The sequence below is a fragment of the Pseudomonas vlassakiae genome (assembly GCF_014269035.2).
GTDB lineage: Bacteria > Pseudomonadota > Gammaproteobacteria > Pseudomonadales > Pseudomonadaceae > Aquipseudomonas > Aquipseudomonas vlassakiae.
Genome location: NZ_JABWRP020000006.1, coordinates 106,071 through 128,368, shown reverse-complemented (window position 1 = coordinate 128,368; position 22,298 = coordinate 106,071). Strand labels below are relative to the sequence as shown.

Here is a 22,298-nt window from a genome sequence, read left to right as displayed (position 1 = left end):
AACGGGGCACTCCGGTGCCCCGCCTGCTCCCATGAAGCTCGCCCCCGCTCAACTCAACAAGCACCTGCAAGGTAGCCTGGCTCCGGTCTACGTGGTCAGTGGCGACGACCCACTGCTGTGCCAGGAAGCCGCCGATGCCATCCGCAATGCGGCGCGCCAGCAGGGGTTTGACGAACGCCAGGTGTTCAGCGCTGACGCCAACTTCGACTGGGGTACCCTGCTGCAAGCAGGTGCCAGCCTGTCGCTATTCGCCCAGCGGCGCCTGCTGGAGCTGCGCCTGCCGTCGGGCAAGCCCGGTGACAAGGGCGCTGCGGCGCTCATGGAATATTGCGCCAAGCCCGCCGAAGACACCCTGCTGCTGATCAGCCTGCCCAAGCTCGACGGCAGCGCGCAAAAGACCAAGTGGGGCAAGGCACTGATCGAAGGTGCCCACTGTCAGTTCATCCAGATCTGGCCGGTGGATGCCCAGCAACTACCCCAGTGGATCAACCAGCGCCTGTCCCAGGCCGGGCTGTCGGCGCAACGCGATGCCGTCGATCTGATCGCCGCACGGGTAGAAGGCAACTTGCTGGCCGCCGCCCAGGAGATCGAAAAGCTCAAGCTGCTGGCAGAGGGCAACCAGATCACCGTCGAAACGGTACAGGCTGCGGTTGCCGACAGTGCGCGCTTCGATGTCTTCGGCTTGGTGGACGCCATCCTCAATGGTGAGGCCGCACATGCACTGCGCATGCTCGAAGGGCTGCGCGGCGAGGGTGTGGAACCGCCGATGATTCTCTGGGCGTTGGCGCGTGAGCTGCGCCTGCTGGCCGGGCTGGCCCAGCAGTTCAGCCAAGGTGTACCGCTGGACAAGGCCTTCAGCCAGGCGCGCCCACCCGTGTGGGACAAACGCCGGCCGCTGGTCAGCAAAGCGCTTCAGCGCCTCTCGGCGCAGCGCTGGGCGCAGTTGCTGCAGGATGCCCAGCGTATCGATGCGCAAATCAAGGGGCAGGCAGAGGGCTCGCCATGGACCGGGTTGTCGCGCCTGGTGCTGTTGATGGCCGGGCAAAAACTCGCGCTTCCTGCACAATAGCCAGTGCGCGCGGAGCGGCCCGAGGCGCTCAGCCATAAAGACAATCAATTGGCCCCACCCAGCCTCAAGCCCTAAAGTCCGCCCCGAAACCTACCCTAGCCGGGATCCACGCCATGAGCAAAAAGCCGAAAAAGCACGGCCACAACAAGGCCAAATCGATCATCGCCCAACCCTTGTTCCGCTGCCGCCAGGAACAACCGGAAAAAGGCAAAGGCAGCTACCGCCGCGAAGCCTTCCAATCGAGAGATTGGGAGGCTTCTTACTTTTTGGCCGCATGAAAGCATCGCAGGCGCAGGCATGGTATGGTCGGCACCTGACCTGCAATTCTGGATCTGTGCATGCTCTTGAGTCTTCTCCCCCGTTGGAAATCCCGCCAGTTACTCGCGGCCTCCAGCTTCATCCTGCTCGTCGCCTGCGCGGAAAAACCCACCGCCGCCGACGCCCTGCCGCTGGCCCCCGCCCAGCCCGCGCCGGCAGTGACCCTGCCCAGCGCCACAGCTGACGTCAGCACTGAAATCCAGCCCCTGCTGTCCTTCACCGAATGGCAGGCGAACTTCCGCCAGCAGGCCCTTCAGGCCGGGATCGAAGCGAGCACCTTCGACCGAGCGTTCCTCGGCGTGACCCCCGACCTCGATGTGATCAAGGCCGACCGCAGCCAGCCCGAATTCACCCGCCCGGTGTGGGAATACCTGGAGGGCGCGCTGTCGCCCCTGCGCGTGCGCAACGGCAAGAAACTGCTGGAACAGAACGCCGAACTGCTGACCCGCATCGAGCAGCGCTATGGCGTCGATCGTCAGGCGCTGGTTGCGGTGTGGGGCATGGAGAGCAACTTTGGCCAGTTCCAGGGCAGCAAGTCGGTAATCCGTTCGCTGGCCACCCTCGCCTATGAAGGGCGCCGCCCTCAGTTCGCTCAGGACCAGCTGATCGCCGCCCTGCAAATCATCCAGCACGGCGATATCCAGCCTGAGGCCATGCGGGGTTCGTGGGCCGGCGCCATGGGCCAGACCCAGTTCATCCCGACCACCTACAACACCCATGCGGTGGATTTCGACGGTGATGGTCGCCGGGATATCTGGAACAGCACGCCCGATGCCTTGGCATCGACTGCGCACTACCTGCAGAGCTCTGGCTGGAAACATGGCCAGCCTTGGGGCTTTGAAGTGCAGGTGCCGGCCGGTTTCGACTACTGGCAAGCCGACGGCTCGCTGCGAAAGCCGGTGTACGAGTGGTTGCAGATGGGCGTGAAACTGCCGGCAGGTACCCAGCTGCCAGCGGGCAGCAATCAGCTGTCGGCAGCCCTGCTGCTGCCTGCGGGCGCCCGCGGTCCGGCATTCCTCGTGCTGGACAACTTCCGCGCCATTCTCAAGTACAACAATTCGTCGTCCTACGCACTGGCAGTGAGCCTTCTCGGTGATCGCTTCTCGGGCTGGGGCTTCATCAGCGGCAGCTGGCCGAAAGAAGACCTGCCATTGAGCCGCAGCGAGCGCATGGAGTTGCAGAATCTGCTGAATGCCAGTGGCCATGAAGCGGGCAACCCGGACGGCATCATCGGGGCCAACACCCGCAAGGCGATTCGTAATGCCCAGCAGCAGCTGGGGTGGCCGGCGGATGGCTATCCGACCCACAAATTGCTCGACAGTTTGCGTCAACGCTGAAGTCATTGGGGCCGCTTTGCGGCCCCGGCGATTTCAAGCCTTGAACAGGCCCTGCCCCAGCACCAGTGTCTGCTTGTCACTGTCCAGCCTCACCAGCGCCCCCAGCGGCAAGCACACATTCGGATCACAATGCCCACTGCGCCACCCGGCCAGCACCGGCACACCCAGCGGCCCGAACGTCTGTTCCAGCAGCGGCGCCAGCGCTGCCACGGTAATCCCGGCAAAATCCCCCACCAGCACGCCCTGGACGCCCTCCAGCTTGCCCGCCAGGCGCAACTGGGTCAGCAACCGGTCCACCCGATACAGCGGCTCATTGACGTCCTCGATGAACAGGATGCAGCCCTGCGTATCAATCTCCGCTACCGTCCCGAGGGTGGCACCCAGCATCGACAGATTGCCACCCAGCAGGCGCCCGCTGGCAACACCGGGTACCACGCCATTCAAGGCGAACGCGGCCGGATGGACAATTTCATCGCCCTCCCGCAAAAGCCCGCCCAACTGCGCCAGCAACGATGACTCGGTCGGTTGCAACTTGGCGCCCAACAGGTCGGCATTGAGCATCGCACCGTGAAAGGTGATCAACCCGGTACGCTGGTAAATGGCGGTGTGCAGCGCGGTGATGTCGCTGTAGCCGATCAGCGGCTTGGGGTTGCGGCGGATCAGCTCGAAATCGAGCCGATCGAGCAGGCGCATGCTGCCATAACCACCTCGCATGCACAGGATCGCATCGACCTGCGGGTCGGCGAAAGCGGCATGCAGATCCTGCAGGCGCTGCTCGTCGCTACCGGCCAGGTAACCCTCGGCCTGGGAAACGCCTGGGTAGATCCGGCATCGGTAGCCACGCTCACTGAACCACTGGCCGGCCTTCTGCGCATCCAGACGTGCCGGCCCTGCCGGTGCAACGATGGCAAAGCAGGCATTTTCCGCCAGCGCGGCAGGCAAACGGGACTCTGTGGTTTCAACGCAATTCATCGCAGCTCCTTACGGGACAGCAAAGACAAAAATGCCGATGCCGCCTCTCGGCGTGCATCGGCATGTTCGACGCAAGCCCGGGTCAGAGCTTGATCTTGGCTTCGTGCGCCTGCTGGTCGGCATGGTACGACGAACGCACCAACGGGCCGGAAGCGACGTTCTTGAAGCCCATCTTGTAGCCTTCTTCGGCGAACCAGGCGAAGGTGTCCGGGTGGACGAAGCGCTGCACCGGCAGGTGGCTGCGCGATGGCTGCAGGTACTGCCCGAGGGTCAGCATGTCGATATCGTGCTCACGCATGCGCTGCATCACCTCGATCACTTCCTCGTCGGTCTCGCCCAGGCCGAGCATCAGGCCCGACTTGGTCGGCACGTGCGGGACCATCTGCTTGAACTTTTGCAGCAGGTCCAGCGACCAGTCGTAGTCCGAACCCGGACGCGCGGCCTTGTACAGGCGTGGTACGGTCTCGAGGTTGTGGTTGAACACGTCAGGCGGCGTTTGCGCAGTGATTTCCAGGGCAACGTCCATGCGGCCACGGTAGTCCGGTACCAGGGTTTCCAGCTGCACGCCAGGCGACAAGGCGCGGATTTCGCGAATGCAGTCGGCGAAGTGCTGGGCACCGCCGTCTCGCAGGTCGTCGCGGTCCACCGAGGTGATCACCACGTACTTCAGGCGCAGGTCGGCAATGGCAACGGCCAGGTTCTTCGGCTCGTCCAGGTCCAGTGGCTTCGGCCGGCCATGGCCGACGTCGCAGAACGGGCAACGACGGGTGCAGATGTCGCCCATGATCATGAAGGTCGCGGTGCCGCCGGAGAAGCACTCGCCCAGGTTCGGGCAAGACGCTTCTTCGCACACGCTGTGCAGCTTATGCTTGCGCAGCAGCTGCTTGATGCGGTCGACTTCAGGGGAGACCGGGATGCGCACGCGGATCCAGTCAGGCTTTTTCGGCAGCTCATCGGTGGGGATGATCTTCACCGGGATACGCGCGACCTTTTCGGCGCCACGCAGCTTTACCCCGGCTTCCACTTTTTTCGGCGCTGGGCGCGCGGTGGCATCCTGGGTGGGTATCAGGTTCGGCACGGCTTCTTGCACAGTTGTCATATTCAGTCGATTCCGCCCGTCAGGGTCGTCTGCTCAGCATAGTCGAGGTGCCTGACCAGCTGTCCGCGCAGCCTTGTCCTGACCTCGTCGAGTTCGATCGGACCTGCCAGGTCACGCAGCTGGGTCATGGCCAGCCCCGCATACCCACAGGGGTTGATTCGGCGGAATGGAGCCAGGTCCATGTCCACGTTCAGAGCAAGGCCGTGGAAAGAACGGCCGTTGCGGATTCGCAGGCCGAGGGAGGCGATTTTCGCTCCGTCGACATAGACACCCGGCGCATCGGGCTTGGCCACGGCGTTGACGCCATAGCTGGCCAGCAGGTCGATCAGGGTCTGCTCGATGCGGCTGACCAGTTCGCGCACGCCAAAGCCAAGACGGCGCACGTCCAGCAGCAGGTAGGCCACCAGCTGCCCGGGGCCATGGTAGGTCACCTGGCCGCCGCGGTCGGTCTGCACCACCGGGATGTCTCCCGGAACCAGCAGGTGCTCGGCCTTGCCGGCCTGGCCCTGGGTGAAGACCGCGGGGTGCTCGACCAGCCAGATTTCGTCCTGGCTGTCCGGGCTACGCTGCTCGGTGAAGCGACGCATGGCCTCCAGCACCGGTTCATAGGGCTGCAGGCCAAGTTCGCGAACACCGAGGCAAAGCGACATCAGAGCACCATTTTCACGATGCCGGTGGCACGCAGGGCACTGTTGATGTCATGCAGCTGATTTTCGCTTTCGGCGACGATGTGCAGTTGCACGGTGGTGTACTTGCCTTCCTTGCTCTGGCGCTCGGCCAATGTGGAAAGGTCGACCTTCGCGTGCTTGCTCAGGATCTCGATCACCGTGTCCTTGAAGCCGACTACGGTGTCGCCGATTACCTTGATCGGGTAATCGTCGCAGGGGAATTCGATTTTGTGCGACTTGACGTCAGGTTCGCTCATGGCGGAAACGGCCTCGTAAGCCGTGGCAACAACAACGCCCCCGCTGCTTACGCGGGGGCGTGCAGGTCACGTATTCAGTTGAACAACCCGTAGAAGAATAGGCGGATGCTATCCCACATACGGCGGAAGAAACCACCTTCCTCGACGCCATCGAGGGCGATCAGGTCGGCGCTGTGAACCACGTTCTCGTCCAGTTTGACTTCCACTTTGCCGATCACGTCACCTTTGGCGATGGGTGCGGTGAGCTGCGGGTTCATGGTCATCGAAGCCTGCAGGCGCTTCAATTGGCCTTTAGGCATAGTCATGGTCAGGTCGTCGGCCAGGCCAGCCTTGACTTGGCTGGTAGCACCCTTCCAGACCGGAGCCTGGGTCAGCTCGGTGCCCTTCTGGTAGAAGGTCTGGGTTTCGAAGAAGCGGAACCCGTAGGTCAGCAGCTTCTGGGTCTCGGCAGCACGGGCTTGCTCGCTGTTGGTGCCGAACACCACGGCGATCAGGCGCTGGCCATCACGAACGGCCGAAGCCACCATGCAATAGCCGGCTTCTTCGGTGTGGCCGGTTTTCAGACCGTCGACGGTCTTGTCACGCCACAGCAGCAGGTTGCGGTTCGGCTGCTTGATGTTGTTCCAGAAGAACTCTTTTTGCGAGTAGATGGCGTAGTGGGCCGGGTCGATGTTGATGATCGCGCGGGCCAGCAGGGCCATGTCGTGCGCCGAGGAGTAGTGCTCCGGGTTCGGCAGGCCGGTCGGGTTCATGAAGTGGCTGTTGGACATGCCCAGTTCGGCAGCGGTCTTGTTCATCATGTCGGCGAAGGCGTCTTCGCTGCCGGCGATGTGCTCGGCCAGGGCAACCGAGGCATCGTTGCCCGACTGGATGATGATGCCGTGCAGCAGGTCGCTCACGGTGACCTGGCTACCGACCTTGATGAACATGCGCGAACCGCCGGTACGCCAGGCGTTTTCACTGACGGTGACCGGGTCGTTTTCGCCGATCTGGCCGCGACGGATGTCGACGGTGGCGATGTAGGCGGTCATGAGCTTGGTCAGGCTGGCCGGCGGCAGGCGCTCGTCACCGTTGTTCTCGACCAGCACGTTGCCGCTGGACGCGTCCATGAGTACGTAGGACTTGGCTGCCAGTTGCGGTGGCGCCGGCATCATCTGCTCTGCTGCGAAGGCAGCAGGCGTGAGCATCAGCAGTACGGGCAGGCAAAGTCGTTTGGCAAGGTTGGTGATGTTCATCCGTCTCTCGAAAATCGCTAATGGTCTGATGTTCCCTGGGCCACATCGTGTGCCCAGCGCCAGTCAGTCTAGTTTTTGTGGCCTTCGGCCTGGCCCGCGAACTGCGGCTTTATGTCGCTGCGGGCAAAAGCCGATATTGTACATGGCCGGGGCCGGCAATTCATGACAAAACCGACAGTTTGTGGAGGCCCGGGCCCCCACATGAACGGTCAGTCAGCGGTGACCAGCTTGGCCTGGCCAAGATTCGCCAGGCGAATGCTGTCCTGTGCCTGCTGGATCTCGCCCTGGCTGCCGAACGGCCCCAGGCGCACGCGGTGCAGGGTTTGCTGGTTGCGCACGATGGAGCTGATGAACACCGGCGCGCTGACCATGGTACTGAGCTTGGAACGCAGCAGCTCGGCAGCATCCGGGTTGGCGAAGGCACCTACCTGCAGGACATTGCCAGCAGCGCCGGCTGGCACGTTGCCGCCGCCCACCTGCACCGGCACCACCGGCGCCGCGTGCTGCTGCGGTGGCGGGGTCCACTGCTCGACCCGCCCGGTGCTGGCCGGAATCGCCTGGGTCTGCGCGACCTGCGGTTCTTTCAGCATCAGTGGCGGCTTCTGGCCCTTCTGTGCCCACCACTGCTGCGGGTCGATACCCTCGACCCGCACGTGCGCGGTGCCAATCTCGGCGTAGCCGAGTTTCTTCGCCGCCGCATAGGACAGGTCGATGATCCGATCGGAATAGAACGGACCACGGTCGTTCACCCGCAAGATCACGCTACGGCCGTTGGCCAGGTTGGTCACCCGGACATAGGCCGGCAGCGGCAGGGTCTTGTGCGCCGCGCTCATGCCGTACAGGTCGTAGAGTTCTCCGTTGGCAGTGTTCTGGCCGTGGAACTTGGTGCCATACCACGATGCAGTGCCCTCGGCGCGGTAGTTGCGCGCGTCCTGCATCGGGTAGTAGGTCTTGCCCAGCACGGTATACGGGTTGGCCTTGTAGGCACCGGTATGCACGGTCGGGGTGGCATCAGGGATCTTGTTGACATCCACATCCCACCACGGCGCACCGTCCTTGTGGGCACGGTTGATATCCAGGCCAGGCTGCGAACGGACGACATTGCCACTGCCCTGGGAGGTCGGGCGGCTGGAGGAACAGCTGACCAGCAACATGCCGACGGTCATGCAGGTCAGCAGCTTGAAGGTATTGGCAGAGATGATTGCGCGCATTACTTGACGCCCCGTACTTGGACCAGCTGTTCCGCAAGCTGATGCACCGCCATGGCATACATCACGCTGCGGTTGTAGCGAGTGATCGCGTAGAAGTTCTTCAGGCCCATCCAGTACTCGGGGCCGTTCTCGCCTTCCAGGCGGAAAGCCGTCACCGGCAGATCATCGCGCAGCGCATCATGGCTCGACCAGCCCAACGCCCGCAACTCCCCGACCGTCTTGACCGGCTCGATGCCCGTGGTGACGCCTTCGTCGACCCGCGTACCACTGACCCGGGCGCGGCTGACCACGCCTTCGCCGGCCACCCAGCCATGGCGCTTGAAGTAGCTGGCCACGCTGCCGATGGCATCGTCGGGGTTGTTCCAGATGTTGATGTGGCCGTCGCCGTCGAAGTCCACCGCGTAGTTGCGGAAGCTGCTCGGCATGAACTGCGGCAAGCCCATCGCGCCGGCGTAGGAGCCCTTGAGGTTGAGCGGGTCGATCTGTTCGTCGCGGGCCAGCAGCAGGAACTCGCGCAGCTCCTTGCGGAAGAATTCGGCTCGCGGCGGGTAGTCGAAGGCCAGGGTGGACAAGGCATCGATCACCCGGTAGTTGCCGGTGTTGCGGCCAAAGAAGGTCTCCACCCCGATGATCGCGACGATGTATTGCGCCGGCACACCATAAGTTTGCTCGGCCCGGGCCAGCACCGCCTCGTGCTGACGCCAGAAGTCCACACCCCGGGCAATGCGGGCGTCGGTGATGAACATCGGCCGGTATTCCTTCCACGGCTTGACCCGTTCGGCCGGGCGCGAGATGGCGTCGAGAATCGACTGCTTGCGCTGCACCTCGCGGAACATACCGTTCAATTGCTCGGGAGCAAACCCGTAGTCGCGGCTCATCTGGAGAACGAACTCGGTCACCTGCGGGGAGCCGTCGTAGTCACCGGCATGAGCCAGCTGTACAGCGCCGAACAGGCCCACCGCGCCGATCCACGGCGCACAACGGGCAGCCCAGTTACGCACTGCTTGCATGAAATTGTTCACCTTATTCAAACTTGCGCGATCCATTTGCGGTGCGTGTGGATCGACATCAGAACGCCAAACGCTGACAGCAGCGTCACCAACGAAGTTCCGCCATAGCTGATGAAGGGCAGCGGCACCCCCACCACGGGCAACAGGCCGCTGACCATACCGATATTGACGAACACATAGACAAAGAAGGTCATGGTCAGGCTGCCTGCCAGCAACTTGCCGAACAGGGTCTGCGCCTGAGCGGTGATCATCAGCCCGCGGCCGATCAGCAGCAGGTAGACGATCAGCAGCAGGCAGATGCCGACCAGGCCGAACTCCTCGCCAAGCACCGCGATGATGAAGTCGGTGTGGCTTTCCGGCAGGAAGTCCAGGTGCGACTGGGTACCCAATAGCCAACCCTTGCCGAACACACCACCAGAACCGATGGCAGCCTTCGACTGGATGATGTTCCAGCCGGTACCCAGCGGATCGCTTTCCGGGTCGAGGAAGGTCAGTACGCGCTGCTTCTGGTAGTCGTGCATCACGAAGAACCACATCGCCACCGCTACCGGTACCGTCGCTGCAAGCACGCTGAGGATCCAGCGCCAGCGCAGCCCACCCATGAACAGCACGAATGCGCCGGAGGCAAGAATCAGCAACGCCGTGCCCAGGTCAGGCTGACGGACGATAAGAATGAACGGTACGCCAATCAACACCAGGCTTATTGCCACGTGTTTCAGGTGCGGCGGCAAGGTGCGCTTGGAGAGGTACCAGGCGATGGTCGCCGGCATGATGATCTTGAGGAATTCCGAGGGCTGGAAACGGATCACCCCGGGGATATTGATCCAGCGCGTGGCCCCCATGGCGTTGTGGCCCATGACATCGACCACCACCAGCAGGCACACCCCTACCAGATACGCCAGTGGCACCCAGCGGGCCATGAAGCGCGGCTCAAGCTGGGCGATGACGAACATCGAGACCAGGCCAATACCGAACGAGGTGGCCTGCTTGAGCAGCAGGTCCCAGTTCTTGCCGCTGGCCGAATAGAGGACGAACAGGCTGCCGGCAGCGAGGGTCAGCAGGATGATCAGCAAGGGGCCGTCGATGTGGATGCGCTGCAGGAAGCTGGCGCGTCGACGCATCACGTCCTCGCTGGAGAGCATGCGATCGAAATTGTTCTTCACTGGGCCGTTTCCTGGGCGACGGTGGCAGGTGCGAATTCGCTTTTCAGCCGGCCGCTCTCGTCGAGCAGCCAGGCATCCATGATCTGCCGCACCACGGGCGCGGCAACGCCGGAGCCGGACTCACCGTTCTCGACCATCACCGAGACCACGATCCTTGGGTCGTCGGCCGGGGCAAAGGCCACGAACAGCGCGTGGTCGCGGTGGCGCTCCTGGAGTTTGTTGCGGTCGTATTTCTCGCCCTGCTTGATCGCCACCACCTGGGCGGTACCGCTCTTGCCGGCGATGCGGTACTGGGCGCCGGTCGCCGCCTTGCGCGCGGTACCGCGGGCGTTGTGCATCACCTGCTCCATGCCGTGGGTGACCTTGGCCCAATCGGACTTGTCGCGCAGGACGATGTCTTCCATCGGGTTAGGGTCCACCGGCGGCTGGCCTTCGATGGTCTTGGCCAGGTGTGGACGGTTCCACACGCCCTTGTTGGCGATCAATGCAGTGGCCTGGGCCAACTGCAGCGGCGTGGCCTGCATGTAGCCCTGGCCAATGCCGAGAATCAGCGTTTCACCCGGGAACCAGGCCTGGCGGCGGGTGGCGCGCTTCCATTCGCGCGACGGCATCAGCCCGGGCGATTCCTCGAACATGTCGAGGGCGACCTTCTGGCCGATGCCGAACTTGTTCATGTAGCTGGACAGCCGATCAATACCCATCTTGTGGGCAAGGTCGTAGAAGTAGGTGTCGTTGGAGCGCATGATCGCGGTGTCCAGGTCGACCCAGCCGTCACCGGTGCGGTTCCAGTTACGGTACTTGTGATCGTAATTGGGCAACTGGTAGTAGCCCGGGTCGAACACCCGGCTGCTGGCGTTGACCACCCCACTGTCGAGGCCGGCAATGGCCACCGCCGGCTTGATGGTCGAACCCGGCGGATACAGGCCGCGCAGAACGCGGTTGAACAGGGGCCGGTCGATCGAGTCGCGCAGTTCGGCGTAGGCCTTGAAGCTGATGCCGGTGACGAACAGGTTGGGGTCGAAGCTCGGCTGGCTGACCATCGCCAGCACCTCGCCGGTACGCGGGTCGAGCGCCACCACCGCGCCGCGCCGGCCACCCAGGGCGGCCTCCGCAGCTTCCTGCAGCTTGATGTCGAGGCTCAGCACGATGTCCTTGCCCGGCTTCGGGTCGGTGCGCTTGAGCACCCGCAGCACACGGCCCCGCGCGTTGGTCTCGACTTCCTCGTAACCGACCTGGCCGTGCAGCTCGGGCTCGTAGAAGCGCTCGATGCCGGTCTTGCCGATATGGTGAGTGCCGCTGTAGTTCACCGGGTCGAGGGTTTTCAGCTCTTTTTCGTTGATCCGCCCGACATAACCGACCGAATGAGCGAAATGCGCACCCTGTGGGTAATGGCGCACCAGCTGGGCGACGACCTCGACGCCAGGCAGGCGGAACTGGTTGACCGCCACGCGGGCGATCTGCTCTTCGTTGAGTTCGAACAGGATCGGCACCGGCTCGAACGGCCGACGCCCCTGCTTCATGCGCTTTTCGAACAGCGCCCGGTCGTCCGCCGTCAGGTCCAGCACTTCGACGATCGTATCCAGCACTTCCTGCCAGTTCCCCGCACGTTCACGGGTCATCGACAGGCTGAAACTGGGCCGGTTGTCGGCAACGATCACCCCGTTGCGGTCGAAGATCAACCCGCGCGTCGGCGGAATCGGCTGCACATGCACCCGGTTGTTTTCCGAAAGCGTCGAGTGATAGTCGTACTGGATGATCTGCAGGTAATACAGCCGCGCGACCAACACGCAAATGAGCAGCATGACCGCCACCGCGCCGACAACGACGCGGTTGCGCACCAGGCGGGCGTCTTTCTCGTGGTCCTTGAGACGGATCGGCTGCGACATCGGACTGCTTACAGGCTCATTTGTGGTAAGGGTGCCCGGACAATACCGTCCAGGCGCGGTAGATCTGTTCGCCGATGAGTATCCTTACCAACGGGTGCGGCAGGGTCAGCGGCGACAGCGACCAGCGCTGCTCGGCGCGTGCGCAGACCTCAGGCGCCAGCCCCTCCGGACCGCCCACCATCAAATTCACCGTGCGCGAGTCCAGGCGCCAGCGGTCCAGCTCGGTCGCCAGCTGCTCGGTACTCCAGGGCTTGCCATGGACCTCGAGGGTGACAATGCGTTCCCCAGGCTGAACCTTGCTCAGCATGGCCTCGCCCTCCTGACGGATCAGGCGGGCGACGTCGGCATTCTTGCCACGGGTGTTCAGCGGGATTTCCACCAGCTCCAGCGACAGCTCCTGGGGCAGGCGCTTGGCATATTCATGCCAGCCTTCCTCGACCCACTTGGGCATACGCGAGCCGACCGCGATCAGACGCAGGCGCACGACGCTTCCTTATTCACGGTCTTTCAGCTTGTCGGTGAAGTAGTCGCTGGCGTTTTCCGGGCTGTGGTGCTTGGCATCGGCCGCACGGCTCTGCTCGGCGCCCATCCACAGGCGCTCCAGGTCATAGAACTGGCGGGCAGCGGCGGTCATCATGTGCACGATGACGTCGTTCAGGTCCAGCAGTACCCAGTCGCTGTCGCCCTTGCCTTCTTCACCCAGCGGCTGTGCGCCCTTGGCCTTGACCGCTTCACGGACCTTTTCCAGCATCGCGTTGATCTGGCGGTTGGAAGTACCGGTGGCAATGATCATGTAGTCGGTCAGGCTGTGCTTTTCGCGCACGTCGATGACCTGGATATCCTGGGCCTTGACGTCTTCCAGGGCGCTGATGGTCAGCTTGACCAGTTCTTCGCCATTGATTTTCTGCTTGCTCATAAAAAACTCTTCAACTCGTTTGGATGAGGCGCCCTGGGGGCACCGTCAGTGAGGGGCACGATACAGTTCGTGCGCCTCGATGTAGGCCAGTACGGCGTCCGGCACCAGGAACCTCACCGATTTGCCGCTGGCCAGCAGCTGTCGGATCTGTGTAGCCGACACCGCAAGCGGCGTCTGCCAGACGAACGAAATATTCCCCGCCGGGCCGGACATGGCGGTGGGATCGCTCTCCGAGCGCGCAGCCAGCAGGTTGCGCAACTCGTCAGGGGGTTCAACGTCCGCATCCGGGCGTTGCAGCACCAGGATGTGACAGTGTTGCAGCAGTTCTTCCCAGCGGTGCCAGGTGGGCAGGCCACAGAAGGCATCCCAGCCGAGCACCAGGAACAGCTGGTCGTCGACGCCCAGCTCGGCGCGGATCGATTCCAGCGTGTCGATGGTGTACGACGGTTTGTCGCGTTCGAGTTCGCGGGCATCGACGCTGAGGCAGTCGACGCCCTGCACCGCTTGACGAACCATGGCCAGGCGGTCCTGCGCCGCCACCTGCGGGGTATCGCGGTGTGGCGGGCGGGCATTGGGCAACAGGCGCAGCTCATCGAGCGCCATGAACTCGGCCACTTCCAGCGCGCTGCGCAGGTGGCCGATGTGCACGGGGTCGAAGGTACCGCCAAGAATGCCGATGCGCCGGACTGCCTGGGCCTTGCTCAACTCAGCAGGACTCCTGGCCGCGCAGTTGGCCGTCACCGATCACCACATACTTCTCGCAGGTCAGGCCTTCCAGGCCGACCGGGCCGCGGGCATGCAGCTTGTCGGTGGAAATGCCGATTTCAGCGCCCAGGCCGTACTCGAAGCCATCGGCGAAACAGGTCGGGGTGTTGAGCATCACCGATGCCGAATCGACCTCGGCCATGAACTGGCGGGCCTGGCCTTGATGTTCGGTAATGATCGAGTCGGTGTGGTGCGAGCCGTACTGGTTGATGTGCTCGATGGCCTGGTCCAGGCCGTCGACGACGCGGATCGACAGGATCGCGTCGAGGTACTCGGTGTGCCAGTCGTCTTCAGTGGCCGGCCTGGCCTCGATCAACCCGCGGGTACGCTCGCAGCCACGCAGTTCGACGCCCTTCTCCTGGAAGCGGCGGGCCATTTCCGGCAGGAAGCCTTCGGCCACGCGCTGGTCGACCAGCAGGGTTTCCATCGCACCACAGATGCCGTAGCGGTAGGTCTTGGCGTTGAATGCCACTCGCCAGGCCTTGTCCAGGTCGGCGTGCTCGGCCACATAGACGTGGCAGATACCGTCCAGGTGCTTGATGACCGGCACCCGGGCATCGCGGCTGATGCGCTCGATCAGGCCACGGCCACCGCGCGGCACGATGACGTCGACGAACTCGGGCATGCTGATCAGCGCGCCAACGGCCTCGCGGTCGGTGGTCTCGACCACCTGCACCACGGCAGCCGGCAAGCCGGCCGCAGCCAGGCCACGCTGGATGCAGGTGGCGATGGCACGGTTGGAGTGAATGGCCTCGGAACCGCCACGCAGAATGGTGGCGTTGCCCGATTTCAGGCACAGGCTGGCGGCATCGATGGTCACGTTCGGGCGCGACTCGTAGATGATCCCGATAACCCCCAACGGCACGCGCATCTTGCCGACCTGAATGCCCGACGGCCGGTAGCTCATGTCGCGGATGGCGCCGACCGGGTCTGGCAGGCTTGCCACCTGGCGCAGGCCGGTGATCATGCCGTCGATACGCGCCGGGGTCAGCGCCAGGCGGTCAAGCAGCGCCGCCTCCAGGCCATTGGCACGGCCGGCGGCCAGGTCCAGCTCGTTGGCTGCGGCAAGCTCGGCGCGCGCAGCATCCAGCGCATCGGCGGCGGCCTGCAGGGCGCGGTTCTTCTGCGCGGTGCTGGCACGTGCGATGACGCGGGAAGCCTGGCGTGCGGCGCGACCCAGGCGGGTCATGTAGTCAAGAACGGACTCAGTCATGGGTTCGGTGTCTTGGCGAAGGGGAAATCGGCTGATTATAACTGTCGCGCAGGTATACGCCCAGCGGCGGGTGGCGGATGGTCGAAAATGGCTCGGCAGAATCCATAGGAAAGATGTAACCGCGCTTATCGAACTGTCCCGGTTCAGCCTCGATTAAGCTATTCATTGCTATCATCCCCGCCTTTACTGCCACGAACCGCCAGCATGCCAGCCTCAGCCCCCTGCCCTGCACGCACCCTCCCTGACAGCTTTTTCGACCGCGACGCCCAGACCTTGGCCAAGGCGTTGCTGGGCAAAGTCATCCGTCATCGCCAAGGCGACCTGTGGCTGGCCGCGCGGATCATCGAGACCGAGGCCTACTACCTGACCGACAAAGGCAGCCACGCGTCGCTCGGCTACACCGAAAAACGCAAGGCGCTGTTCCTCGACGGCGGGCACATCTACATGTATTACGCCCGCGGCGGCGACTCGCTCAACTTCAGTGCCCAGGGCCCAGGCAACGCCGTGCTGATCAAGTCCGCCTATCCCTGGATCGACGCCGTCTCCGATGCCAACAGCCTGGCGCAGATGCAACTGAACAACCCCGACGCCAGCGGCAACCTGCGCCCACCTGAACGCCTGTGCGCCGGGCAGACCCTGTTGTGCAAGGCCATGGGCCTGAAAGTGCCGCACTGGGACGCACAACGTTTCGACCCCGAGCGCCTGTACGTCGAAGACTGCGGCATCGCCGTGCCAAGGGTGATCCAAACGGCACGGTTGGGCATTCCCCACGGGCGCGACGAGCACCTGCCGTACCGCTTCGTCGATGCCGAATACGCCCGTTTCTGCACCCGGAACCCGCTGCGCCGGGGCCAAGTCGAAGGGCAAGACTTTTTCACCCTCAAACAAGGAAGCTGAAACATGGGCCAATGGCTCGACAGCCTGACAGGCTGGCTCAGCGCCAACCCCCAGTGGCTTGGCCTGGCGATTTTTTTGGTGGCGTGCGTCGAGTGCCTGGCCATTGCCGGCATCATCGTGCCGGGCACGGTACTGCTGTTTGCCGTTGCCGTGCTGGCCGGCAGTGGTGCATTCAGCCTGGGTGAAACCCTGCTGCTGGGGTTCCTCGGCGGCCTGCTCGGTGACGCGCTGTCATACACTGTCGGCAAGTACTTCCACCAGAACATCCGCCGCCTGCCGCTGCTTCGCCATCACCCCGAATGGATCGGCAGCGCCGAGGCCTACTTCCAGCGCTACGGCATCGCCAGCCTGCTGGTCGGCCGCTTCATCGGCCCGCTGCGGCCGATGCTGCCCATGGTGGCCGGGATGTTCGATATGCCGCTGCCGCGCTTCATCGCCGTCAGCCTTGTGGCGGGTGCCGGTTGGTCGGTGGCCTATCTGCTGCCCGGCTGGGCCACCGGTGCGGCCATGCGCCTGCCCTTGCCGGAAGGTTTCTGGCTGGATGCCGGCATCATCGCCGGGACCCTGGCGGTACTGATCGGCCTGAGCCTGAACAGCAGCCTGCGCGATCAGCGTCATGGTACCCGGCTGATCGCCGGCCTCAGCTTCATCGCCCTGACGGCGGTGTTTCTTGGCTGGCCCTACCTGCAGGCCTTCGATCAAGGCGTGATGACGCTGGTGCAGGAGCACCGTAGCAAAGCCATTGACGGCACCGTGGTGCTGGTGACCCGCTTGGGCGACTTCAAGACCCAGTTTTTCCTGGGCGGTTTGCTGACCGGCTTGCTGCTCCTGGCGCGTCAGTGGCGCCATGCCCTGTTCGCGGGCGGTACGCTGATTGGCACGGCGCTGGCCAATGGCACGCTCAAATGGCTGTTCGCCCGAGCCCGCCCTGAAGTACTCAGCGACCCGTTGACCAGCTACAGCATGCCCAGCGGGCACAGTTCGGCATCGTTCGCATTCTTCCTGACCCTGGCGGTGCTGGCCGGGCGCGGCATGCCGCCGCGCATGCGCCTGACCTGGGTGATGCTGGGCTGCATCCCGGCGCTGGCGATTGCCTTGTCGCGGGTGTACCTGGGTGCCCATTGGCCGACCGACATCATGGCCGGTGCCCTGCTGGCCTGTTGCGTGTGCGCTCTGAGCCTGACCCTGGTACAGCATCGGCAGCCGCTGACAGCACTGCCGCAAAAAGTCTGGTGGCTGGTGCTGCCGGCGTGTATCGCGCTGCTGGCGTTCTTTGCCATGCACGCGCTGCCTCATGCCCTGCTTCGCTACCAGTACTGATGTTGCCTTCACCGGCCTCTCGCGGCTCAAGCCGCACCTACAGGTATTGTTCGGTCCTGTGGGAACGGCTTCAGCCGCGAAGAGGCCTGAGCTCAATCAGGCGAACAACTCACCCTGAATGCGCTCCAGCAGCTTCTGGATCTCTTCCAGCCGCTGCGCCGGCGAGTCGATCGCCAGCAAGTCCAGCTTGTCCTCTTCCATGAACGGCAACAGGTACGCCAGTTGGTTGGCCAGGGCCTGGCGCCCGTCGACGTCCCGCGGCATGTCCAGCGCCTCGACCATCGGATGCTCGCCCAGGGCCACCAACAGCGCCAGCAAGTCATCGTCGTGATCGGTGAGCGGGCTGTCCGGTTGCTCCGCCAGCCAATGCACCTCGCCGACCAGCAATTGGTCCTTCTGCACTTCGGTCTGGCTCAACTCGAAGCGCCGTACACCTTCCACGCGAATACCCAGCAAACCGTTGTCCTGCTGGACGAAGTCACGAATCATCGCCTCGCAACCGATCGAAGCCACCACCGGCGGCGCCTTGCCGACCTGCTCGCCTTCGACGATGCACACCACGCCAAAGCCAGTGCCCTGCTTCATGCAGCGGCCAATCATGTCCAGGTAACGCGCCTCGAAGATCTGCAGATCCAGCAGGCAACCGGGAAACAACACGGTATTGAGGGGAAACAGCGGTAGCGTCATCACAACTCCTCAAGCCACCAGGCTGACCGCCAACGGCAGGAACACCGCCGTGGCCACCCCCATCAGGCTCATCGCCAGTGCGGCAAAAGCGCCGCACTCGTCACTTTCCTGCAAGGCCACCGAAGTGCCCACGGCATGAGCCGTCACACCTAGCGACATGCCACGCGCCTCCGGGCTGTGCACACCCAGCCGGGTCAGCAATGCCGGGCCGAAGATTGCCCCGATCACCCCGGTAATCAACACGAACACGGCCGCCAGCGCCGCCACGCCACCAATCTGTTCCGCCACCAGCATGGCGATCGGCGAAGTGACCGATTTCGGCGCCATGGTCATCAGGATCATGTGTTCGGCACCGAACCACCAGCCCAGCAGCAAGCAGCAGACCGTGGCGAACAGGCCTCCGATTACCAGCGTAGTAAAAGTCGGCCAGAACAGCTGCCGGATGCGCCGAAGGTTGAGATAGAGCGGCACCGCCAGGGCCACGGTGGCGGGGCCGAGGAGGATGTTCATGATTTCGGTGCTTTTGCGGTATTCGGCGTAGCCAATGCCGCAGGTCAGCAGCACGCCGATCACCAGCAGCATCGACACCAATACCGGTTGCAGGAACAGCCAGCGGGTCTTTTCGTAGGCGGCCAGCACTATCTGGTACGCGCCCAACGTGATGCCGATACCGAACAAGGGATGGTGGATGACCGCGTCGAGCGCGCCCTGCCAATCAAAGATCATGGCGACTCCTCGTGCTTGCCGTGTTGGCGGTCGATGAGCTTCTGCATCAGCAGGCCGACGAACACCAGGGTGACCAGGCAGGAAATCAGCAACGCACCGGCAATCGCCCAGAAGTCTGCGGCAATGTCCTTGGCGTAGACCATCACCCCCACCGCCGGTGGCACCAGCAGCAATGGCAGGTAACGCAGCAGGCTACCGGCGGCCTCGCTCAGCGGCTTGCCGACCTCGCCGCGAGCCATGAGGAAAAACAGCAGCAACAACAGGCCGATGATCGGGCCCGGCAGAATCGGCACACACAAGTGATTGAGCGCCGTACCCAGCAGCTGAAACAGCACCAGCCAGGTCAAACCACGCAACAGCATAAGGATCTCCTTCAGGCACGCCGCGTCATTATAAGCACGCGCTGCGTATAAGCCGATATTCGCCGAAATGCGGGCTTCTTGACTGAAACGGTTCGCCGTGCTGATCTTGCACTTTCGTACCAAAAGACAACCTGGAGAGTCGCGATGCCCTATGTACCGGTAAACGAGCTATCGCAGTACGTTGGAAAGGAGCTGGGACGTTCCGACTGGCTGAAGATCGACCAGCAGCGCATCAACCTGTTCGCCGAAGCCACCGGCGATTTCCAGTTCATCCATGTCGACCCTGAAAAAGCGGCGAAAACCCCGTTCGGCACCACCATCGCGCACGGTTTCCTGACCTTGTCGCTGATCCCCATGCTGATGATGGACATCCTGGTACTGCCTGAGGGGTTGAGGATGGTGGTCAATTATGGACTCGACAGCGTGCGTTTCATCCAGCCGGTAAAGGTCGACAGCAAGGTTCGACTGAAGGTGGACCTGGGTGAGGTGACCGAGAAGAAGCCCGGGCAGTGGCTGCTCAAGGCGACCGCTACCCTGGAGATCGAAGGCGAAGAGAAGCCGGCCTATATCGCTGAACCCCTCTCGCTCTGCTTCGTCTGACAGGGCCGATTTGCGGGTGAACCCGCTCCCATAGGATCGCCACACGGCAAGGCCTTGTGCCGTACCTGCGCGAGCGGACTCACCCGCGAACAATCCAACACCGATTCCGATTGGATCACAGATACCTGCGCCCCGTATTCTGCGGCATACTCGGCAGACCTTTTGCCCGGATTCCGCCATGCGTCCACTGCTCCCCCTCGCACTGACCCTGATGCTCGCAGCCTGTGGCGATGGTGAATCGTTGTCCCCGCCTGACGCGCGCCTGCCCGACGGTGGCCGCTACCGTGGGCAGGTGGTCGATGGGTTGCTGCAGGGCGAGGGGCGCATCGACTACCCCAACGGCAGCTGGTACGCCGGCAGCTTCAAGGACGGCCAGTGGCACGGCCAGGGCGAGTGGCACGGCAGCAATGGCGAGATCTACCGAGGCCAGTTCGACAAGGGGCTGTTCCACGGCCTGGGCGACCTGACCACCCCCGGCAGCCACTATGCCGGCACCTTCAGCCACGGCCGACGTGACGGTGAAGGTACGCTCAAGCAGGCCGACCTGACCTACCGCGGCCAATTCAAGGATGACCAGTACGAAGGCGCAGGCGAACTGGAAATGGCCGACGGCAGCCGCTACCAAGGCTTGTTCGCCAAAGGCAAACCCAATGGCGCTGGCGTGCGCAGCGATGCCAGCGGCAACCAGTTCAGCGGCCGCTTCGTCGATGGCCAGTTGCAGGGCAGCGGCACCTACGACAGCGTCGATGGCGAGCAATACATCGGTGAGTTCAAGGACAACCGCCTGGAGGGTCGTGGCCGCTACGAGAACGCCGACGGCGACGTCTGGATCGGCGAGTTCAAGGACGGTTCGCTGACCGGGGAAGGCGAATTGCTCGGCAGCGACGGCAGCCACTACAAAGGCACCTTCGTCGACTGGCACCTGTCTGGCCAAGGCAGCCTGCAGTTGCCGGATGGCAGCCAGTACGTCGGCGGTTTCGACAACGACGCCTACCAGGGCCACGGCAAGCTGACGCTGGCCAGCGGCCAGGTCGAAAGCGGCTTCTGGGTCAATGGTGTGCGCGTACGTGACCAGAAAGGCAAGCTACTGCCCGACCCGCTGGACCTGGCCCTGCTCAATCAGGGCCGCCTGCTCGATGAAGCCCTGGCGCGGGTACCGCGCTCGGCGCCGCCCGTCCAGCTGTACAGCCTCGTAGTGGCCGGTGATGGCCAGCAGAGCGTGTTCCTGCGCGAAGCCGACTATGTCAGCAACATGCTCAATGTGCGTTTCGGTGCCCGTGGCCAGGTCACCTTGGTCAACCACCGCGACCAGATGACCACCCGCCCCATGGCCACCCGCGAGAATCTCAGCCGCGCCGCCCGCACCCTGGCCGAACGCAGCGGCCCGGAAGACTTGATCTTCATCTACCTGACCAGCCACGGCAGCCAGGACCACCAGCTGGTGCTCGACCAACCGCGCCTGCAGCTGGCCGACCTGTCCGCCGACGAATTGGCCAGCGCCCTGGCCCCGCTCAAGGACCGCGACAAGATCATTGTCATCTCCGCCTGTTATTCAGGTGGCTATATCCCCCCGCTCAAGGATGACCGTACGCTGATCATGACGGCCGCCCGTGCCGACCGGGTGTCGTTCGGGTGCTCGGAAGAAGCTGACTTCACCTACTTCGGCGATGCCTTGTTCGCCGAGGCCTTGAACCAGACCGATGACCTGAAACAAGCGTTTGAACTGGCGCGCGCCAGTGTTGCCGAAAGAGAACGGAGGGAAGGTTTCGAGGCCTCCGAACCCCAGATCTGGGCGCCGCCCGCAGTACTGGCACACTGGCAACAACTGCGTAAGCACCAGGCCGAGGAAGCCTTGCGTAATGCGGCACAGGCCAAGCCGGAGGAACAGGCAAAAACGCCTGCCAGCCGCTAAGCTTGTGTGTAACAAGGGAGAGACATCATGTATTTGACGCCTCAGCATGTCCTGCTTGCCGGTGCCACCGGCCTTACTGGTGAGCACCTGCTCGACCGCCTGCTCAACGAACCCACCATCAGTCGCGTGCTGGCCCCGACCCGTCGGCCACTGGCCGAGCACCCCCACCTGGAAAACCCGGTGGGCGACCCCGCAGTGTTTCTCCCGCAACTGGCCGGCCGGGTCGATATTGCCTATTGCTGCCTGGGCACCACCCTCAAGCAGGCGGGCTCTGAGCAAGCGTTTCGCGCCGTCGATCTGGACATGGTCGTAGCCTTCAGCAAGCGCGCACGGGAAATGGGTGCGCGTCACCTGCTGGTAGTCAGCGCCCTTGGAGCAGACCCCAAGTCGTCGATCTTCTACAACCGGGTCAAAGGCGAAATGGAAGAAGCGCTCAAAGCGCAGGACTGGCCACAACTGACCATCGTACGGCCATCGTTGCTGCTCGGTGAACGGGTGGAACCCCGCCTGGGTGAGAAGCTGGCCTCGCCGTTCTCGAAGTTGATGCCAGGTAAATATCGCGGGATCGAGGCATGCACACTGGCACGGGCGTTGTGGCGCCTGGCGCTGGAAGAAGAGGACGGAATCCGCGTGGTCGAGTCCGACGAGTTACGCAGGCTCGGCAAGAATTAGCCG

At 63.5% G+C, this 22,298-nt stretch carries 24 protein-coding genes; 8 read left to right on the top strand and 16 right to left on the bottom strand.

All coding sequences use genetic code 11. The annotated features are described in order from the left end of the window. Positions 1-31 precede the first annotated feature (31 nt). The 3 genes from holA to HU738_RS10230 all read left to right on the top strand — a co-directional run bounded on the left by holA (position 32) and on the right by HU738_RS10230 (position 2,724). A complete protein-coding gene (holA, locus tag HU738_RS10240; RefSeq protein WP_186603392.1) occupies positions 32-1,069 on the top strand; it encodes a DNA polymerase III subunit delta in 1,038 nt (345 codons plus the stop codon). A gap of 113 nt (positions 1,070-1,182) precedes the next feature. After that, a complete protein-coding gene (gene arfA / locus HU738_RS10235; protein WP_186603391.1) occupies positions 1,183-1,347 on the top strand; it encodes an alternative ribosome rescue factor ArfA in 165 nt (54 codons plus the stop codon). 60 nt (positions 1,348-1,407) lie between these two features. Continuing rightward, positions 1,408-2,724, top strand: a complete 1,317-nt coding sequence (locus HU738_RS10230; RefSeq protein WP_186603390.1) for a lytic murein transglycosylase — start codon at positions 1,408-1,410, stop codon at positions 2,722-2,724. A 33-nt stretch (positions 2,725-2,757) separates the two neighbouring features. Here the strand turns inward: HU738_RS10230 and HU738_RS10225 are convergent, their stop codons facing one another. From HU738_RS10225 to HU738_RS10165, 13 genes are all read right to left on the bottom strand, one after another. Then, positions 2,758-3,696: a S66 peptidase family protein gene (locus HU738_RS10225; RefSeq protein WP_186603389.1), complete on the bottom strand. Its 939-nt coding sequence runs from the start codon at positions 3,694-3,696 to the stop codon at positions 2,758-2,760. Positions 3,697-3,778: 82 nt separating this feature from the next. Then, entirely contained in the window at positions 3,779-4,795 is a 1,017-nt protein-coding gene (gene lipA / locus HU738_RS10220; protein ID WP_054886158.1) for a lipoyl synthase, read from the bottom strand. Positions 4,796-4,797: 2 nt separating this feature from the next. Continuing rightward, positions 4,798-5,445 carry a lipoyl(octanoyl) transferase LipB gene (gene lipB / locus HU738_RS10215; RefSeq protein ID WP_176507073.1) on the bottom strand — a complete coding sequence of 216 codons (648 nt, stop codon included), beginning with the start codon at positions 5,443-5,445 and terminating at the stop codon, positions 4,798-4,800. Further along, positions 5,445-5,720 carry a DUF493 domain-containing protein gene (locus HU738_RS10210; protein ID WP_003249736.1) on the bottom strand — a complete coding sequence of 92 codons (276 nt, stop codon included), beginning with the start codon at positions 5,718-5,720 and terminating at the stop codon, positions 5,445-5,447. The genes lipB and HU738_RS10210 overlap by 1 nt, the downstream gene beginning before the upstream one ends. Before the next feature lie 74 nt (positions 5,721-5,794). After that, on the bottom strand, positions 5,795-6,955 hold the full coding sequence (locus HU738_RS10205; RefSeq protein WP_176507072.1) for a D-alanyl-D-alanine carboxypeptidase family protein: 1,161 nt from the start codon (positions 6,953-6,955) through the stop codon (positions 5,795-5,797). Between the two features lie 209 nt (positions 6,956-7,164). Then, entirely contained in the window at positions 7,165-8,166 is a 1,002-nt protein-coding gene (locus HU738_RS10200) for a septal ring lytic transglycosylase RlpA family protein (protein WP_054886162.1), read from the bottom strand. Next, positions 8,166-9,176: a lytic murein transglycosylase B gene (gene mltB / locus HU738_RS10195; protein ID WP_186603388.1), complete on the bottom strand. Its 1,011-nt coding sequence runs from the start codon at positions 9,174-9,176 to the stop codon at positions 8,166-8,168. The genes HU738_RS10200 and mltB overlap by 1 nt, the downstream gene beginning before the upstream one ends. Positions 9,177-9,193: 17 nt before the next feature. After that, positions 9,194-10,297, bottom strand: a complete 1,104-nt coding sequence (gene rodA, locus HU738_RS10190) for a rod shape-determining protein RodA (protein WP_054886191.1) — start codon at positions 10,295-10,297, stop codon at positions 9,194-9,196. 38 nt (positions 10,298-10,335) lie between these two features. Then, positions 10,336-12,225 (bottom strand): penicillin-binding protein 2, encoded by a 1,890-nt coding sequence (gene mrdA, locus HU738_RS10185; RefSeq protein WP_054886163.1) that lies wholly within the window; start codon positions 12,223-12,225, stop codon positions 10,336-10,338. A 16-nt stretch (positions 12,226-12,241) separates the two neighbouring features. Then, positions 12,242-12,709, bottom strand: a complete 468-nt coding sequence (rlmH, locus tag HU738_RS10180; protein WP_008090421.1) for a 23S rRNA (pseudouridine(1915)-N(3))-methyltransferase RlmH — start codon at positions 12,707-12,709, stop codon at positions 12,242-12,244. Between the two features lie 9 nt (positions 12,710-12,718). After that, entirely contained in the window at positions 12,719-13,141 is a 423-nt protein-coding gene (rsfS, locus tag HU738_RS10175) for a ribosome silencing factor (RefSeq protein WP_176507069.1), read from the bottom strand. Between the two features lie 45 nt (positions 13,142-13,186). After that, complete coding sequence (gene nadD / locus HU738_RS10170) at positions 13,187-13,846, bottom strand: nicotinate-nucleotide adenylyltransferase (RefSeq protein ID WP_176507068.1); 660 nt, start codon at positions 13,844-13,846, stop codon at positions 13,187-13,189. Position 13,847: 1 nt separating this feature from the next. Then, complete coding sequence (locus tag HU738_RS10165) at positions 13,848-15,119, bottom strand: glutamate-5-semialdehyde dehydrogenase (protein ID WP_176507067.1); 1,272 nt, start codon at positions 15,117-15,119, stop codon at positions 13,848-13,850. Between the two features lie 204 nt (positions 15,120-15,323). On the opposite strand from HU738_RS10165, the gene HU738_RS10160 reads away from it, so the two are divergent. After that, positions 15,324-16,016: a DNA-3-methyladenine glycosylase gene (locus tag HU738_RS10160; protein ID WP_186603387.1), complete on the top strand. Its 693-nt coding sequence runs from the start codon at positions 15,324-15,326 to the stop codon at positions 16,014-16,016. Between the two features lie 3 nt (positions 16,017-16,019). Beyond that, on the top strand, positions 16,020-17,336 hold the full coding sequence (locus HU738_RS10155) for a bifunctional DedA family/phosphatase PAP2 family protein (RefSeq protein ID WP_176507065.1): 1,317 nt from the start codon (positions 16,020-16,022) through the stop codon (positions 17,334-17,336). 96 nt (positions 17,337-17,432) lie between these two features. On the opposite strand, the gene HU738_RS10150 is transcribed toward HU738_RS10155, so the two are convergent. The 3 genes from HU738_RS10150 to HU738_RS10140 are packed head-to-tail and all read right to left on the bottom strand — an operon-like array spanning position 17,433 to position 19,111. Next, on the bottom strand, positions 17,433-18,023 hold the full coding sequence (locus HU738_RS10150) for an LON peptidase substrate-binding domain-containing protein (RefSeq protein WP_054886169.1): 591 nt from the start codon (positions 18,021-18,023) through the stop codon (positions 17,433-17,435). Between the two features lie 9 nt (positions 18,024-18,032). Next, positions 18,033-18,749 carry an LrgB family protein gene (locus HU738_RS10145; protein WP_176507064.1) on the bottom strand — a complete coding sequence of 239 codons (717 nt, stop codon included), beginning with the start codon at positions 18,747-18,749 and terminating at the stop codon, positions 18,033-18,035. Further along, positions 18,746-19,111, bottom strand: coding sequence for a CidA/LrgA family protein (locus HU738_RS10140; protein ID WP_176507063.1), 366 nt, complete (start codon positions 19,109-19,111; stop codon positions 18,746-18,748). Before HU738_RS10140 ends, HU738_RS10145 begins: the two co-directional genes overlap by 4 nt. Positions 19,112-19,255: 144 nt before the next feature. Between HU738_RS10140 and HU738_RS10135 the strand changes: the two genes are divergently transcribed. The 3 genes from HU738_RS10135 (at position 19,256) to HU738_RS10125 (ending at position 22,295) form a co-directional block, all read left to right on the top strand. Continuing rightward, positions 19,256-19,711, top strand: coding sequence for a MaoC family dehydratase (locus HU738_RS10135; protein ID WP_186603386.1), 456 nt, complete (start codon positions 19,256-19,258; stop codon positions 19,709-19,711). 178 nt (positions 19,712-19,889) lie between these two features. After that, entirely contained in the window at positions 19,890-21,623 is a 1,734-nt protein-coding gene (locus tag HU738_RS10130) for a C13 family peptidase (RefSeq protein ID WP_176507062.1), read from the top strand. A 27-nt stretch (positions 21,624-21,650) separates the two neighbouring features. Beyond that, complete coding sequence (locus tag HU738_RS10125; protein ID WP_176507061.1) at positions 21,651-22,295, top strand: oxidoreductase; 645 nt, start codon at positions 21,651-21,653, stop codon at positions 22,293-22,295. Positions 22,296-22,298: the final 3 nt, after the last annotated feature.

Bases quoted from the DNA above. Each gene is read 5' to 3' on its own strand.
- holA (WP_186603392.1), top strand. From the start codon at position 32: ATGAAGCTCGCCCCCGCTCAACTCAACAAGCACCTGCAAGGTAGCCTG.
- arfA (WP_186603391.1), top strand. From the start codon at position 1,183: ATGAGCAAAAAGCCGAAAAAGCACGGCCACAACAAGGCCAAATCGATC.
- HU738_RS10230 (WP_186603390.1), top strand. From the start codon at position 1,408: ATGCTCTTGAGTCTTCTCCCCCGTTGGAAATCCCGCCAGTTACTCGCG.
- HU738_RS10225 (WP_186603389.1), bottom strand. From the start codon at position 3,696: ATGAATTGCGTTGAAACCACAGAGTCCCGTTTGCCTGCCGCGCTGGCG.
- lipA (WP_054886158.1), bottom strand. From the start codon at position 4,795: ATGACAACTGTGCAAGAAGCCGTGCCGAACCTGATACCCACCCAGGAT.
- lipB (WP_176507073.1), bottom strand. From the start codon at position 5,445: ATGTCGCTTTGCCTCGGTGTTCGCGAACTTGGCCTGCAGCCCTATGAA.
- HU738_RS10210 (WP_003249736.1), bottom strand. From the start codon at position 5,720: ATGAGCGAACCTGACGTCAAGTCGCACAAAATCGAATTCCCCTGCGAC.
- HU738_RS10205 (WP_176507072.1), bottom strand. From the start codon at position 6,955: ATGAACATCACCAACCTTGCCAAACGACTTTGCCTGCCCGTACTGCTG.
- HU738_RS10200 (WP_054886162.1), bottom strand. From the start codon at position 8,166: ATGCGCGCAATCATCTCTGCCAATACCTTCAAGCTGCTGACCTGCATG.
- mltB (WP_186603388.1), bottom strand. From the start codon at position 9,176: ATGCAAGCAGTGCGTAACTGGGCTGCCCGTTGTGCGCCGTGGATCGGC.
- rodA (WP_054886191.1), bottom strand. From the start codon at position 10,297: ATGCGTCGACGCGCCAGCTTCCTGCAGCGCATCCACATCGACGGCCCC.
- mrdA (WP_054886163.1), bottom strand. From the start codon at position 12,225: ATGTCGCAGCCGATCCGTCTCAAGGACCACGAGAAAGACGCCCGCCTG.
- rsfS (WP_176507069.1), bottom strand. From the start codon at position 13,141: ATGAGCAAGCAGAAAATCAATGGCGAAGAACTGGTCAAGCTGACCATC.
- HU738_RS10165 (WP_176507067.1), bottom strand. From the start codon at position 15,119: ATGACTGAGTCCGTTCTTGACTACATGACCCGCCTGGGTCGCGCCGCA.
- HU738_RS10160 (WP_186603387.1), top strand. From the start codon at position 15,324: ATGCCAGCCTCAGCCCCCTGCCCTGCACGCACCCTCCCTGACAGCTTT.
- HU738_RS10155 (WP_176507065.1), top strand. From the start codon at position 16,020: ATGGGCCAATGGCTCGACAGCCTGACAGGCTGGCTCAGCGCCAACCCC.
- HU738_RS10150 (WP_054886169.1), bottom strand. From the start codon at position 18,023: ATGACGCTACCGCTGTTTCCCCTCAATACCGTGTTGTTTCCCGGTTGC.
- HU738_RS10145 (WP_176507064.1), bottom strand. From the start codon at position 18,749: ATGATCTTTGATTGGCAGGGCGCGCTCGACGCGGTCATCCACCATCCC.
- HU738_RS10140 (WP_176507063.1), bottom strand. From the start codon at position 19,111: ATGCTGTTGCGTGGTTTGACCTGGCTGGTGCTGTTTCAGCTGCTGGGT.
- HU738_RS10135 (WP_186603386.1), top strand. From the start codon at position 19,256: ATGCCCTATGTACCGGTAAACGAGCTATCGCAGTACGTTGGAAAGGAG.
- HU738_RS10130 (WP_176507062.1), top strand. From the start codon at position 19,890: ATGCGTCCACTGCTCCCCCTCGCACTGACCCTGATGCTCGCAGCCTGT.
- HU738_RS10125 (WP_176507061.1), top strand. From the start codon at position 21,651: ATGTATTTGACGCCTCAGCATGTCCTGCTTGCCGGTGCCACCGGCCTT.